General features: G+C 70.0%; 14 protein-coding genes and 1 tRNA gene. 8 read left to right on the top strand and 7 right to left on the bottom strand.

From position 1 onward, the window contains the following. Positions 1-47 precede the first annotated feature (47 nt). Complete coding sequence (locus AMYBE_RS0131425) at positions 48-1,223, bottom strand: DegT/DnrJ/EryC1/StrS family aminotransferase (RefSeq protein ID WP_020663361.1); 1,176 nt, start codon at positions 1,221-1,223, stop codon at positions 48-50. Next, positions 1,216-2,199, bottom strand: a complete 984-nt coding sequence (gene pseB / locus AMYBE_RS0131420) for a UDP-N-acetylglucosamine 4,6-dehydratase (inverting) (protein ID WP_020663360.1) — start codon at positions 2,197-2,199, stop codon at positions 1,216-1,218. Before pseB ends, AMYBE_RS0131425 begins: the two co-directional genes overlap by 8 nt. Before the next feature lie 63 nt (positions 2,200-2,262). On the opposite strand from pseB, the gene AMYBE_RS0131415 reads away from it, so the two are divergent. From AMYBE_RS0131415 to AMYBE_RS0131405, 3 genes are all read left to right on the top strand, one after another. Continuing rightward, positions 2,263-3,000 carry a cytidylyltransferase domain-containing protein gene (locus AMYBE_RS0131415; protein WP_020663359.1) on the top strand — a complete coding sequence of 246 codons (738 nt, stop codon included), beginning with the start codon at positions 2,263-2,265 and terminating at the stop codon, positions 2,998-3,000. After that, positions 2,997-3,962, top strand: a complete 966-nt coding sequence (locus AMYBE_RS0131410) for a hypothetical protein (RefSeq protein ID WP_020663358.1) — start codon at positions 2,997-2,999, stop codon at positions 3,960-3,962. Before AMYBE_RS0131415 ends, AMYBE_RS0131410 begins: the two co-directional genes overlap by 4 nt. 92 nt (positions 3,963-4,054) lie before the next feature. After that, entirely contained in the window at positions 4,055-5,197 is a 1,143-nt protein-coding gene (locus AMYBE_RS0131405) for an epoxide hydrolase family protein (RefSeq protein WP_020663357.1), read from the top strand. On the opposite strand, the gene AMYBE_RS0131400 is transcribed toward AMYBE_RS0131405, so the two are convergent. After that, the gene (locus AMYBE_RS0131400) at positions 5,194-5,769 is read right to left on the bottom strand and encodes a bacterial proteasome activator family protein (RefSeq protein ID WP_020663356.1); all 576 of its coding nucleotides are present in this window, start codon (positions 5,767-5,769) and stop codon (positions 5,194-5,196) included. The genes AMYBE_RS0131405 and AMYBE_RS0131400 overlap by 4 nt on opposite strands. A gap of 105 nt (positions 5,770-5,874) precedes the next feature. On the opposite strand from AMYBE_RS0131400, the gene AMYBE_RS0131395 reads away from it, so the two are divergent. Next, positions 5,875-7,074 carry a cysteine desulfurase-like protein gene (locus AMYBE_RS0131395; protein WP_020663355.1) on the top strand — a complete coding sequence of 400 codons (1,200 nt, stop codon included), beginning with the start codon at positions 5,875-5,877 and terminating at the stop codon, positions 7,072-7,074. Between the two features lie 61 nt (positions 7,075-7,135). Here AMYBE_RS0131395 and AMYBE_RS0131390 read toward each other — a convergent pair whose 3' ends face one another. Then, positions 7,136-8,113 carry an NAD(P)H-quinone oxidoreductase gene (locus tag AMYBE_RS0131390; protein ID WP_020663354.1) on the bottom strand — a complete coding sequence of 326 codons (978 nt, stop codon included), beginning with the start codon at positions 8,111-8,113 and terminating at the stop codon, positions 7,136-7,138. A 19-nt stretch (positions 8,114-8,132) separates the two neighbouring features. After that, positions 8,133-9,068, bottom strand: a complete 936-nt coding sequence (ypfJ, locus tag AMYBE_RS0131385) for a KPN_02809 family neutral zinc metallopeptidase (protein ID WP_020663353.1) — start codon at positions 9,066-9,068, stop codon at positions 8,133-8,135. A 501-nt stretch (positions 9,069-9,569) separates the two neighbouring features. Between ypfJ and AMYBE_RS0131380 the strand changes: the two genes are divergently transcribed. Then, positions 9,570-10,064 (top strand): MarR family winged helix-turn-helix transcriptional regulator, encoded by a 495-nt coding sequence (locus AMYBE_RS0131380; protein ID WP_020663352.1) that lies wholly within the window; start codon positions 9,570-9,572, stop codon positions 10,062-10,064. A gap of 90 nt (positions 10,065-10,154) precedes the next feature. Here the strand turns inward: AMYBE_RS0131380 and AMYBE_RS45200 are convergent. Then, a tRNA-Ser gene (locus tag AMYBE_RS45200) sits at positions 10,155-10,241 on the bottom strand. A gap of 324 nt (positions 10,242-10,565) precedes the next feature. Between AMYBE_RS45200 and AMYBE_RS0131375 the strand changes: the two genes are divergently transcribed. Both AMYBE_RS0131375 and AMYBE_RS0131370 read left to right on the top strand, forming a co-directional pair. After that, on the top strand, positions 10,566-12,332 hold the full coding sequence (locus AMYBE_RS0131375; protein WP_027928201.1) for an RICIN domain-containing protein: 1,767 nt from the start codon (positions 10,566-10,568) through the stop codon (positions 12,330-12,332). A gap of 87 nt (positions 12,333-12,419) precedes the next feature. Next, positions 12,420-12,641 (top strand): KTSC domain-containing protein, encoded by a 222-nt coding sequence (locus tag AMYBE_RS0131370; protein ID WP_020663351.1) that lies wholly within the window; start codon positions 12,420-12,422, stop codon positions 12,639-12,641. Positions 12,642-12,659: 18 nt separating this feature from the next. On the opposite strand, the gene AMYBE_RS0131365 is transcribed toward AMYBE_RS0131370, so the two are convergent. After that, a complete protein-coding gene (locus AMYBE_RS0131365; protein ID WP_020663350.1) occupies positions 12,660-12,941 on the bottom strand; it encodes a DUF2277 domain-containing protein in 282 nt (93 codons plus the stop codon). A gap of 92 nt (positions 12,942-13,033) precedes the next feature. On the opposite strand from AMYBE_RS0131365, the gene AMYBE_RS0131360 reads away from it, so the two are divergent. Then, on the top strand, positions 13,034-13,978 hold the full coding sequence (locus tag AMYBE_RS0131360) for an Ldh family oxidoreductase (RefSeq protein ID WP_245573283.1): 945 nt from the start codon (positions 13,034-13,036) through the stop codon (positions 13,976-13,978). The last annotated feature ends 156 nt before the right edge of the window (positions 13,979-14,134 follow it).

The raw sequence follows: 14,134 nt of genomic DNA, 5'->3' as shown, positions 1-14,134 counted from the left end.
GACTTGGATTCCCTCAAGGGGCCTTTCACGGACCTGGGGAAACGCGATCAGCTCCTGAAGAACTCGCGCACCCCGTCGATCACCCGATCCACGTCCGCGTCGGTGAGCGACGGGAACAACGGCAGCGAAAGCTCCTGCTCGTAATACGTTTCCGCGGCGGGGCACAACCCCCGTCGATAGCCCAGATCCTCGAACACCGGATGCCAGTACGCCGGGATGTAGTTGACCTGCACGCCGATGCCCAGCGCGCGCAAGTGCTCGAACAGGGCTCGCCGTCGGCCCTCCAGCACTCGCAGCGGGTACAGGTGCCAGACCGGGTCCGCGCCGTCGCGGCGCGGCGGGGTCAAGACACCCTCCACCTCCGCGAGCGCGGCGTTGTACCGCGCGTGGATGTCGGCCCGGCGCACCTTGAACTCAGCCAGCCGCGTCAGCTGGCTGCTGCCGAGAGCGCACAGGACGTCTGGCAGCCGGTAGTTCAGCCCGAACTCGTGCACTTCCTGGTGCCAGCCGCCCTCGTCCGGGTAGCGCTGGCGGCTCTTGTCGCGGACCAGTCCGTGGTTGCGGAACGCTTGCGCGCGTTGCAGCAGCTCGGCGGATCCGGTGACGACGGCGCCGCCCTCGGCGGTGGTCAGGTTCTTGGTGGGGAAGAACGAGAACGTGGTCAGGTCGGCGATCGACCCGACCGGACGGCCCTGCCAGGCGCCGCCGACGGAGTGGGCGGCGTCTTCCAGCAGGAGGGCGTTCGCGTCGTGCGCGAGCTTCCCGAGTGCGTCCAGCTCGGCCGGGTGTCCGGCGTAGTCCACCGCGGCGATCACCTTGGTACGGCTGGTGATCGCGGCCGCGGCGGCGTCGACGGACAGGTTTCCGGTGTCCGGCTCGACGTCCGCGAACACCACCTTCGCTCCGTGCAGCGCGGCCGTCGCGGCGGTCGCCACGAAGGTCATCGGCGACACGACCACCTCGTCGCCCGAACCGATTCCGGCCGCGGCGTAAGCAACGTGCAGCGCCGCGGTACCGGACGTGACAGCCACCGCCGGCGTGCCGCCGGTGTGTTCAGCCAGGTCCGCTTCGAACCGCGCGACCGCGGGTCCGGTGGTCAGCCAGTCGCCGCGCAAGACGGCGACGACCGCTTCGATGTCTTCCTCGCTGACCGACTGGCGGCCGTATGGCAGGAACTCCGCCGACGTGCTCTTTCCCGCGGAGACGGCATCGGACTCAGGCATACTGCTCGACCAGCTCGCGCAGCTCGTCGGCTTCCAGCCAGAGATCGTTCGTGTCCGAGCGGTACGCGAAGCCCTCCGGCACTTCTTCGCCGGCGGCGGGCGGTTCGTAGCCCCAGCCGGCGAGGTGCGGCTGCACGACGTAGCGGTCGGACAGCCGCACGGTCCGGCGCGCGTCATCCGGCGCGATCATCTCTTCGTGCAGCTTCTCGCCCGGGCGCACGCCGACCTCGTGCATCGGCGAACCGGGCGCGATGGCCTGGGCCAGGTCGACCAGCCGCATGCTCGGGATGCGCGGCACGTACAGCTCGCCGCCGGACATCTGGTCGAACGAGTCGACCACGAACTGGACGGCCTGCGGCAGCGTGATCCAGAACCGGGTCATGTCCTTGTGCGTGATCGGCAGCGACTCGCCCTGCTCGGCGAGCTTGCGGAAGAACGGGATGACGCTGCCGCGCGAACCCATCACGTTGCCGTAGCGCACCACGGAGAACCGGGTCGGGTGCGCGGCCGCGTAGTGGTTGCCGCTGATGAACATCCGGTCCGCGCACAGCTTGGTGGCGCCGTAGAGATTGATCGGGCTGGACGCCTTGTCGGTCGACAGCGCGACGACCTTCTGCACGCCGGTGTCGATTGCCGCCTCGATCACGTTCTGCGAGCCGGTGACATTGGTCTGGACGAATTCGAACGGGTTGTATTCGCCGGTGTCGACCTGCTTGAGCGCGGCGGCGTGCACCACGTAGTCGACACCGTGCATGGCGCGTTCGAGACGACGGCGGTCGCGTACGTCGCCGATGAACCAGCGCAGCCGCGGGTCGTCGTTGAACAGCTGCCGGGCTTCGTACTGCTTCAGCTCGTCGCGGGAGAGCACCACGAGCCGGCTGGGGTTCAGCTTCTCGAGCGCGTAGGCGATGAACGCCTTGCCGAAAGAGCCGGTCCCGCCGGTGAGCAGGATGCTGGAGCCATCCAGCTCGGACATCGATGACCTCCGCGGTTGGGGTTCGTGGATCGGCGCGGTGCGCCGCAGGCCATCATGTCACCCATGCGTGCAGGCCCCGGCGTCAACGCCGTGATACAGGCCCGGTCCTCCTCGACCCGGCTGCCCGGGAAGGTGCTGCGGCCGCTGGCCGGACGGAGCGTGCTGGGCTGGGTCGTCCGGGCCGCCGCTGCCGCTCCCGGCGTTGACCGGGTGGTGGTCGCGACCTCGGATGCCGAGGACGACGACGCGGTCGCCGCCGAAGCCGCCCGCTGTGGCGCGGCCGTGGTGCGGGGTCCGCTCGACGACGTGGTGGCCCGGTTCGGGCTCGCGCTGTCGGAGTACCCGGCGGACGCCGTGATCCGTCTCACCGCCGACTGCCCGCTGCTCGATCCGGCGCTGATCGGGCGGCTGGTCGCGATCTGGCGGGCCGAGCCGACGCTGGACTATGTCTCCACCACGCTGGTGCGGACCCTGCCCCGCGGGTTCGACGCCGAACTCGTGCGGGCGCCGGTGCTGGCGGAGCAGGCGGCGACCGCGACCGGAGCCGACCGCGAGCACGTGACCTCGGCGATCTACCGGCAGCCGCACCGGTACTCCTGCACCGGTGTCGTGGTCAGCCCGGCGGCCGAGGACCTGCGGGTCACGCTGGACACCGCGCAGGACTGGGAGCTGATCTCCGCGGTGGTCGCCGAGCTCGGCGACGCGGCGGGCTCGTGGCGTTCGGTGGTGTCGTTGCTGCGGTCGCGGCCGGATCTGGTGGCGCTGAACGCGGAGGTCGAGCAGAAGAAGGTCGGCCAGTGAAGCTGCTGCTGCGGGCCGACTCGTCGCCGGACATCGGGGCCGGGCACATCTCCCGGATGGTCGCCTACGCCGAACGCGCGGTCGCGCGCGGCTGGGACGTGCGGTTCGCCGGATCGACGACCAACGCGGAGTGGCTGGCCGCCCGGTTCGACGAGCTGTCCGTGCCGCGGTTGCCGGTCACCTCCTGGCCCGGGCTGGCGGCCGGCTTCGACGCGGTCTTGGTGGACCACTACGGCATCGGCGACGTCCGGGCCGAGGTCAACGCCGCCGGGGCCCGGCTGATGTCCATTGAGGACGATACGTTCGGCAGGCGCCCGGCTGATGTCGTGGTGGATTCGGGCTTCGCGCCCGCGCCGCGACCGGACGACGGTTCGGGCCTGCTGCTGCGCGGGGTGGAGTACACGCCGCTGCGGGACGTCGTGCTGAACGCCCGGGCACGGCGGGCCGAGTCGTCGGAGCCGCCGCATGTCACGGTCGTGCTGGGCGGTGGCGCGGAATGGGCCTCGACGGTTTCGCTGCTGCTGCGAGCGTTGGCGGATACCGGATTGCCTTTCACCGCCGACGCCTTGGTGCGCGGCGAGCCTTCGCTTCCGTCCACTGTGGAGGGTCAGGAGATCCGGATCGCCGCGCCGCACGCGGGGTTGCTCGATCTGCTCGTGGCGACGGAGGTCGCGATCAGCGCCTCGGGAGTGACGTTTCTGGAGCTGTGCTGCCTGGGCGTGCCGACGGCCGCGGTGCAGCTGGTGGACAACCAGGCGACGGGCTACCGGGCGGCGCTGGAGCGGGGCTTGGCACGCGGGCTGGGGAAAGCGGAAACGCTGGCCGACCGCCTGCCGGAGGTGACGGAGACGCTGCGGCAGCTGTTGTCGGACGCTTCGCTGCGGGCGCGGCTCTCTTCGGCAGGGCGGGCCGCGGTGGACGGGCACGGGGTGGACCGGGTGCTCGATTCGTTGAACTGGTGACCGAGGACGCCGATGACCGGGGGAGTTGACCGGTCGGCGAAATCGGTTCATCGAGGACCGCCCTGGTCCGCAATCCCGCTTAGCCTCCGGACATGGCCCAAGACCTCACCCGGTACCGAGTCCACGTCCGCCAATCCGACCTGGACGACCTGCACCGCCGGCTGGCCGCGACCCGCTGGCCCGACCCGTTCGACGATCCGGCCTGGGACCTGGGCATCCCGGTCGCCGAAGTCCAAGACCTGGCCCACCACTGGCGCCTCAAGTTCGACTGGCGCGCCCAGGAAGACCGCCTCAACGGCTTTCCGCAGTTCACCACCACGATCGACGGCGCGAACGTCCACTTCCTGCATCTGCGGTCGCCGGAGCCGACCGCCCTCCCGCTGCTGCTCACGCACGGCTGGCCTGGCTCAATCGTCGAGTTCCTCGACCTCATCGGCCCACTGGCCGACCCGCGTGCCTACGGCGGCGACCCGGCCACCGCGTTCCACGTCGTCGTTCCCTCGGTCCCGGGCTTCGGGTTCTCCGGGCCGACCCGCGACCGCGGCTGGGGACCGGCGCGGACAGCCCGAGCGTGGGCCGAGTTGATGACCCGGCTCGGCTACGACCGGTTCGGCACGCACGGCGGCGACTGGGGCGCGCTCATCTCCCGCGAGCTCGGCGTCCAGTTCCCCGAGCGGGTCGTCGGCGCGCATGTGACCATGCTGCCGTCCGCGGTCGCCCGCACCGAGGAGGACCTCGACGGCCTGGACGACCGGGAGCTGGGACAGCGTTCCCTGGACAAAGCGCGTGCCTTCCAGCGCACCGGCATCGGCTACGCGATGATCCAGTCCACCAAGCCGCAAACGCTTGCCTTCGGCCTCACCGACTCCCCGGCCGGGCAGCTGGCCTGGATCGCGGAGAAGTTCCGCTCCTTCTCCAACGCCGACCACGACCTGATCGACCGCGACGACCTGCTCGCCAACGTCTCGATCTACTGGTTCACCGGCACCGCCGCGTCGTCCTCGCGGATTTACGCCTACCAGGACGTGCAGTGGGGCGCGCAGCCGTCGATCTCCGCCGTGCCCACCGCGGTCGCCGTTTTCCCGGACGACATCGGGCTGCCGATCCGGCAGCTCGCCGAGCGCACCGACCGGATCGTCCGATGGACGGAGTTCCCGCGCGGCGGGCATTTCCCCGCGCTCGAGGAACCCGACGCGGTGATCGGCGACCTGCGAGCGTTCTTCTCCGGGCTCTAGAGGTACTGCCCAGTTCCGGAGATCCCCGGGCCCGGCGTCTCGCCGCCCCGGCCGGACGAGCCGGCGGGCAGGCCGCGGCGCATCTGCTCCAGCTGCACCCGCGCGGCCATCTGCTGCGCGAACAGCGCGGTCTGGATGCCGTGGAACAGCCCTTCCAGCCAGCCGACCAGCTGCGCCTGCGCGATCCGCAGCTCCGCGTCCGAGGGCGTGCGGTCCTCGGTGAACGGGTGCACGAGCCGTTCCAGCTCGTCGCGCAGCTCCGGCGCGAGCGCCTGCTCCAGCTCCTTCACCGAGGTCTGGTGGATCTCACGCACCCGGTCGCGGCTGGCGTCGTCGAGCGGAGCGGCGCGGACCTCCTCCAGCAGCTGCTTGATCATCGTGCCGATGCGCATCACCTTGGCCGGTTCCTCGACGAGGTCGCCGACCGCCGATTCGGCTTCTTCCCCCTCGGGGGCGATCTGTGCGCTGCCGACCGGAACCCCGTCCGGTCCGACGACGACCACGTGCGACGCGTCCGTTCCGTCCCCGGTTGCGCCCATTCCCCGGAAGTGCGGCTCGCTCATGTGCTCCATCCCCGTCACTGGCTAGCGGTCCTGGGTCCGAGCCTAGCGGCCGTTCGGGCAGTTCTGCCCAACCCCGCGGCAACGGCGAAACCGCACGTCCGTACGGTGTCCCCCATGGCGTTCGACGTCGCTCGTATCCGTGGGCTGTTCCCCGCGCTGGGTGACGGCTGGATTCACTTCGACGGCGCCGCCGGAATGCTCGTGCCGGAACAGGTCGCTTCGGCCGTTTCGACAGCCATGCGGGCTCCGGTGTCCGGGCCCGGCGGAGCATTTCCGGCCTCCCAGCGGGCGGAGAGCATCGTCACCGCGGCCCGGCGGGCCGTAGCTGATCTGGTCGGGGCGGACCCGGCTGCCGTCGTGCTCGGGCCGAGCGCCCCGGTGCTGCTGCGCCGGCTGGTCGACGCGCTTGCCGAGCGCTGGACTATCGGCGACGAGGTCGTCGTCTCCCGGCTGGACGAAGAGGCCAACATCGCGCCGTGGCGGCGTGCCGCGAAGCGGGTCGGCGCGGTCGTCCGCTGGAGCGAGATCGACATCGAAACGTGCGAGCTGCCCGCCTGGCAGTACGAGAACCTGGTGTCCGCGCGGACCAAGGCGGTGTCGGTGACGCTGGCGTCCGGGTCCGTCGGGACCCGGCCGGACGTGCCGACGGTGATCGAATTCGCGAAGCGGGTCGGCGCGCTGGTGGTGGTCGACGCGACCTACGCGGCTCCGTTCGTGCCGCTCGACCTGCAGGAACTCGGTGCCGACGTGCTGGTCGTCTCGGCTCCCGCCTGGGGCGGACCGGCGGTCGGCGCGCTGGTCTTCCGCGATCCGGAGCTGCTGGAACGCATCTCGTCGGTCTCGCTCGACCCGGCCGCCCGCGGCCCCGCGCGGCTCGAACTGGGGCCGCACGCCTATCCGCTGCTGGCCGGGCTCGTCGCGTCCATCGACTACCTGGCCGGGCTGGACGACGCCGCGGCCGGGTCCCGGCGCGAACGGCTCGTGACGTCGCTCGGGTCCGCGAAGTCCTACCACGCGGGGCTGCTCGCGCAGCTGTCCACCGAACTGCGTTCGCTGCGGCATGTGATGGTGATCGGCGACGCGATGCGCCGGATCCCCGCGCTCGCCTTCGCGGTGGCCGGCGCGAAATCGGCCGAGGTCGCGGAATATCTGGCGTCGCAAGGCTTGTGCGCGTTCGCCGACGACGGGACCAGCGGCGTGTTCGCGTCGCTGGGCGTCGGCGAGGTCGGCGGCGCGGTGCGGATCGGGCTGGCGCACTACTCCAACGTGTTCGAGATCAACCAGCTGGTGCGGGTTCTCGAAGAACTGCGCTGACCTGCCGTGAAGGGAACATTGAGGGACTCAGAGTCCCTCGATGTTCCCTTCACGGACTCGGTCAGGACTTGGCGGTCAGCAGTACTTTTCCGAAGATCTCGCCGTCTTCGAGCATCCGGTGCGCGGACGCGGCCTCGGCCATCGGCACGATGTCGCCGATGATCGGCTTCACCGAGCCTCGCTCGACCAGCGGCCACAACCGCTTCCGGACATCCGCGACAATCGCCGCTTTCTGGTCGAGGGGACGGAAACGCAGCCCGGCGGCGAACACGCTGGCGCGTTTGCCGAGCAGCTTGCCGATGTTCAGCTCGCCGTTGACGCCGCCCTGCATTCCGATGATGACCAGCCTGCCGTCCATCGCCAGCGCGTCGATGTTGCGGCCAAGGTACTTCGCGCCCATGTTGTCGAGGATGACGTCGGCGCCCTTCGTTTCGGCGCGCAGCACCTCGACGAAGTCCTGTTCCTTGTAGTTGATCGCGATGTCCGCGCCGAGCTGACGGCAGCGTTCGAGCCGCTCTTCCGAGCCGGCGGTGACCGCGACCGTCGCGCCCAGCGCCTTGCCGACCTGGATCGCGTGCGTGCCGATGCCGCCCGCGCCGCCGTGCACCAGCAGTACTTGGCCTTCTCCGAGCCCGGCGTGCATCACGACGTTCGCCCACACCGTGCAGGCCACCTCGGGCAGTCCGGCCGCGGCGATCAGGTCGACCTCGGCCGGAACCGGCAGCAGCTGACCCGCCGGGACGACGACGCGCTCCGCGTACCCGCCGCCGGCGAGCAGCGCGCACACCTCGTCGCCGACCTGCCAGCCCTCGACACCCTCGCCGAGCGCGGCGACCGTGCCGGAGCATTCCAGGCCGAGCACCTCGCTGGCCCCGGGCGGCGGTGGGTAGTTTCCTTGCCGTTGCAGCAGGTCGGCGCGGTTCACGGCGCTGGCCGCGACGTCGAGCAGAACCTCGCCCGGACCGGGCTCCGGATCCGGGGTCTCGGTCCACTCGAGGACGTCAGGGGCACCGGGTTCGCGGATCGTGATCGCGTGCATGGGCCGACTGTATCCCGGGTCAGCCGAGGTTGTTGGTGCTGAAGGTGTTGCAGCGGGCGGGCGAGCCGGTCTGGTACCCGGTGGTGAACCACTTCTCGCGCTGTGCCGAGGTGCCGTGCGTGAACGTCGACGAGTCGGCGTGCCCGCTGCCCAGTTTCGTCTGGATGTAGTCGTCGCCGATCCGGGACGCGGTGTCCAGCGCCCGCGAGATGTCGTCCTTGGTGACGTCCTGGACCAGCGGTTTCCCGGATTGGGTCGGGGTGGTGGAGGCGTGGTTGGCCCAGACACCCGCGTAGCAGTCGGCCTGCAGTTCGAGCCGGACCGAGCCGGACGTCGCGCCGGTGCCGGTGCCCTTCTTCGAGGTGCCGGTGAGGTTCTGCACGTGGTGGCCGTATTCGTGGGCGAGCACGTACGCCTCGGTGAACAGCCCGCCCTGCGCGCCGAACCGGGTCTTCAGCTCGTTGAAGAACGACAGGTCGATGTACACGTGCGAGTCGGCCGGGCAGTAGAACGGGCCGGTGTCCGAAGTGGCGCTGCCGCACCCGGTGCGCACGCCGCCGGTGAAGAACCGGGTGGTCGCCTTCCGGTAGGTCTGGCCGGAGCGGGAGAACTCCTGCGTCCAGTAGTCCTGGATGGAGTTGACGACGGCGAGGATCGCGCAGTCGTGGTCGCGGTTGGCGTCGGCACCGGTGCGGCACTTCTGCGCGAGCGCGCTGGTGTCCACCTGCTGCCCGGATCCGACGTTGCCGAGCGAGAGCCCGCCCGCCGCCGGCGCCGCCCCCGTCCCGCCGCCGCCGAGCTGGGAAATCACGAAGTAGATGATCACGCCGACGATGCCGAGCCCGCCGCCGCCGATCGCCATGCCGCGGCCAAGGCCGCCGCCCCCTCCGCCGCCGCTGCCACGCATGTCCTCGACTTCGGAGGCGTCCAGTCCCGCGTTGTCGTCGAATCGCACGCCGGAAGCGTAACCGCACCGCCGCCGACATGGCTGGGTGCGGCTCCTGCGCGAGGAGCCGCACCCAGGTACTACCGAGGTTTCGTTTCAGCGGTCAACCACCGGTCGGGCTGGCGTCCGGCTATGCCTTCGCGGTGCCGAGGCCGCGAAGAGAAGCACGCCTCAACGACGCCGGGTGTGCGCGTGGTCGATGCCGAGCGCACGGGGTGCCAGTGCTGTTCGCAATCGCGACCGAACCGGAACGGTCCGTGCCGGTCGCGGGGACACAGCGGGCGGTCAACCGCGGGTACTACCTGCCATGCCACCACCTGGCCTCTCCCGGCGGGAGACCGGGCCGGCGCACCCCCGCGGCGCGCTCCGGGATCCGGGCCTGCCCTCCGCTGTCCATTGAGGATGCGCCTCTTCGGAGCGAGTCTCAACCTTTTCGTAACCCCCCATCGGGGGAAGTTTTCACCGCGGGCCCGAACGCGCACTTCGCGGCCCGCCTTCTACGCTGCGTAGATGAGCGACGACCAGGACGTGCGCTGGCTGGATCCGGCGGAGCAGCACGCCTGGCGCGCGTACATCGTCGCGTCGCTGCGGCTGCGCCAGCGCCTGCACCGCGAGCTGACCGAAGCGCACGGGGTATCGCTGTCGGACTACGAGGTGCTGGTGGTCCTGGACGCGTCCCCGGGCCGGTGCTTGCGGATGACCGAACTGGCCGCGCTGCTCGGCTCCACGAAGAGCCGGCTGTCGCACCAGATCGGCAAACTGGAGTCGGCGGGCTTGGTTGCGCGCAGGCCGGATCCGGACGACAAGCGCGGGGTGCTGACCGCGTTGACCGACGCCGGGCACGAGGTGCTGGCCGAGGCCGCTCCGACCCATGTGCGGGGCGCGCGCGAGCACTTGATCGACCTGCTGACACCGGACGAGCAGTCCGCGATGGGGAACGCGTTCACCCGGGTGCTCGAGCATCTGGACGAGGTGGAGGGGCGGCGGGAAACGCTGAGCCAGTAGGGCCGGCGCGCACCGATCTTTCCGCGTCTCTTTCCGCGTCGAAGCGAAGAACTGCCCCGTACCCGAGAGGGTGCGGGGCAGTTCCGGCTGCGGTAGCGGTGGGATTCGAACCCACGGAGGGGATCAACCCTCATGCGTTTTCAAGACGCACTCCTTAGGCCGCTCGGACACGCTACCCGGCGCGCGACCAGGGTATCCGAGGGCGGAAATCGTCAGCTCAACCGGCGTCGCCAACCAGCGGCCGCGAGCACGCGACGAGGCTGATCGGTGAAGAGCCGGACGTATTCACACATCCGATGACAGCGGTGCGTTCGGGCGTGTCGGGAAGTCTTGTCGTCGAGGTTCCGTGAGCTGGTCTACGCCCATTCGGGCCATCCTGTGTCGATCACCAGGACGCAACGGGTTCTGTCGGTCTTTCTGCCTGGTGCCGTATTCATCTGATCTCTAACTTGTGGCTTCGTCGGAGTCCATCGCGAACTCGCTCTCGCGGAAGGAAGATCCATGTCCGAAAGAAAGCGCAGGCTGGCCGGGGTGCTCACGGCAGCGGGCCTGGTGTGCGGCCTGCTCGCCGGAAGCGCCACCGGAGCCGGAGCCGTGCCGGCGGAGAACTTCTTCTCCGAGCCGCTGCCGCCCGGCTCGGCCCCGGTAGCGCCGCTCCCGCCCGCCGCCGCGCGGGCGCAGATCGCCGCCAGCCCGATCACCTGCGAAGGCGACGGGCAGACCGGCAAGCGCGTCAAGGTGTTCTACGTCCGGGAGGCGGACCAGCCCGACCGGTACGCGAAGGTCGTTCCGTCGTTGCAGGCGTACGCGGCCGGGGTCGACGACGCCTACAACGACAGCGCGGCGGACACCGGCGGCAGCCGGCACATCCGGTACGTCACGACGGCCGGCGCGGGCTGCCAGCTCGACATCGGCAACCTGGTGCTTCCCAAAGGCGGGTACGGGAACATCTTCGACGCGGTGGCCAAGGCCGACGGCAACAACAAAGACCGCGACTACGTGATCTTCTCCGACAACAGCGCGACCTGCGGCGGCACCGTCGGCGACAGCGACGACCAGCCCGGCCCCGCCAACCGGTTCAACAACGGCGGGCACTGGACCGAGATCGGCCCCAACTGCTGGGGCGCCAACGCGATGGCCCACGAACTGGGCCACATGCTGGGCGCTGTCCTGCCCGGCGCACCGCATTTCCAGGGCGGCGGCCACTGCTCCCAGGAATGGGACATCATGTGCTACGGCGACACCCAGGACTACAGCGCCTGCCCGGAGCGAGACAAAGACCGGTTGATGGACTGCGGTCACGACGACTACTACAGCACCAACCCGAAGCCGGGCAGCTGGCTCGCCACGCATTGGAACGTCGCCAACAGCGCCTTCCTGATCAAGAAGGACACCCCGGACAACAACGACGGGCACGCCCAGGGCGGGAAGACCTACGTCATCACCGGGGCCAGCGGCCGGGCCGTCGATATCATCGGTTCCTCGACCGGCGGACTGGTCAAGCTCAGCACCAAGAACAAAAACGACTCGCTGAGCCAAAAATGGGTGCTGTACTACGAAACCGGTCTGCAGCTCGTCAACGCCAACAGCCAGCTGTGCGTGGACAGCGCGCAGAGCGGGACGGCGCCCGGCACCGAGGTCCTGCAGTACAACTGCAACGGCCAGAACGGGATGCGGTGGGCGTTCCAGTCACTCGGCAACGGCCGCGTGGCGATCTTCAACTACCTGACCGGGTACGCGCTCACCGAGAACGGCTCCTACCCGGCACCGCTGGTCCAGCAGCCCTACACCGGGGCGGCCAGCCAGCAGTGGAAGCTCAACCCGGTCGCGGACGCCGGCCCGAAGAACGGCAAGAAGTACTACCTGGCCAACACGTCGAACGGGAACAGCGCGGCGGTGGTCAACGGTTCGACCGCCAGCGGAGCGCTGCTCGACAACACCGGCCGGCAGGATGATGCCAGCCAGAAGTGGAAGCTGGTCGCCGACGGGCAGTACTGGAAGATCGTCAACGACAAGAGCGGCAAGTGCATGCGTCCGGTCGGAGGCAGCACCAAGGCCGGTGTCCAGCTGGAACAGACCGGCTGCGGCTCTTCGTCCAATCAGCTGTGGAAGCTGGTCAAGACGGCGGACATGATGTATGGCCTGGTCAACCGGGACAGCGGGCTCGCGGTGCGGCAGGTCAGCAACGGCACCGCCTCGATCCTGGAGCAGCGGCCGTTCCTGGGCGGCACCAGCCACGAGACGGTCTGGGCGCTCATTCCGGCGTGAGGGGCGCCGGGCGGCTCGCTGACGTTGGCGGGTCGCCTGGTTCCCGTCGCCAATGATCACCCGGACGGCTGGTCGCACGGTATCCTGATGCTCGCTGTGCGCCGGGTTCCCGTGGAGTCATCCGTCCTTCGCGACGTCGGCTACGACGCCGCTCGATCGGTGCTGGAAGTCGGTTTCCGGAACGGTTCGGTGTACCGCTACCACCTCGTGCCCGCGCGAGTGCACCGCGAACTGATGGCCGCGCAGAGCCCGGGCCGGTATCTCAACCGCGAGATCAAGCCGCGGTTTCCCGGGCAAGAGGTGGACTGAACCGTTTTCGTGCCGGGGTCAGGCTTTTTTCATTTCCCGCAGCGCGATCCGCGCCTGGACCTCCGGCCGCCGCAACGGCGGCACGGTCGCCGGCGGCTGACGGCGCTGCGGAAGTTCCTCCAGCAGCCGCGCCGTGATCTGCGCGATCTCCGCGACCGCGGCCTCGAACGGCTCGCGCGTCGCGTCCGAAAGGGACTGCACCCCGGTCACTTTCCGCACGTACTGGCGTGCCGCGGCTTCGATCTCATCGGTCGTGGCAGCGGGCTGCAAGCCGCGGAGCGTCGTGATGTTTCGGCACATGCGATTCAGGGTACGTCTCTTCGGCAACCCACATCACACTCTCGGGCCAACCTCGTTGACGGGGCCGGAGAATGCCCGGCAACCTTGATGAAGTGGCCCTCAGACCCCGTGCGCTTCGTTCCGCCCGCCCCGCCCCCGACGTTCCCGCCGACACTCCCATTCCCGAGCAGGCATGGCGGCGCGTTCCCGCCGACGAACTGGTCACGCTCGTCGCAGTTGTCCTGATGGCTCAAGGCTTTCCGGAGGAGCGAGCGCGCCCGGCCGCGGAGGCGCTCTGCCACGGCGATCTCACCGGCGCGCCGGATACGGGCGTCGCGGAACTGACCCGGGTGCACCTGCCCGCGATTGAAAACGGTCTGGTCAGCCCGTCCGCCGAGCCGTTGCTGATCGCGGACCGCGGTGCCGCGGCCCTGGTCGACTACCGGCGGGCGTCCGGGTTGTGGGCGGTCGGGGAGGCGATGGACCGGGCCGTGCAGCGAGCGGGACGGTTCGGCGTCGGATTGCTGTCGTTGCGCGGAGTCGGGCCGTTCGGCCGCGTCGGCCACCATGCCGCGCGGGCGCTCCCGCACGGGATGATCGGCCTCGTGATGGCGGCCGGCGGGTACGGCGATCAGCCGGTGCACCCGCTGGGCATGGCCGCGCCGGCCGGGGCGTACCCGGAGTTCGTGCTGGACGTCGACCTCGCCGACACGGCTCGGAATCCGCAGTTCGCCGGGTTCGCGTTGATGGTCGACGTACTGGCCGGCGTGCTGTCCGGCGTCGCGGACCACGAACACGACACCGGACTGCTGGTACTCGCGATCGCCCCGACGACACTGCGCAGCGCGGACGGCTTTTACCGGGCGGCGAGTGCGGTGTTCGGCAGCATGCTCGGATGGGCGGAAGGCGGGACGCCGATCCGGTATCCGGGCTGGCGGGAAGCGCAGTATCTCGAGCAGTGCCGCGCGTTGGGGGTGCCGTTGCAGGCCGGGGTGCGGCGCCAGCTGGACTCGCTGGCGCTGGGGTTGGGGTTGGCGCCGTTGAGCACGGTGGGGTGAGGACGGACGGTTCGGCACGGGGGTTACTGCAGGGTGCGAGGGGTCCGTTCGCGCGCCGCGACCGGTCGCGAATGGCCCTCGCTCGCCGCGGGTGGTGGTGGGAACGGCGCTCTCGCTCGCGGCATCCGGAGCGAACGGCCCCCCGCCCCGAACCCG

The organism is Amycolatopsis benzoatilytica AK 16/65, from assembly GCF_000383915.1.
GTDB lineage: Bacteria > Actinomycetota > Actinomycetes > Mycobacteriales > Pseudonocardiaceae > Amycolatopsis > Amycolatopsis benzoatilytica.
Note: the sequence above shows the minus strand (reverse complement) of the source record. Positions and strands in the feature narration are given on the sequence as shown.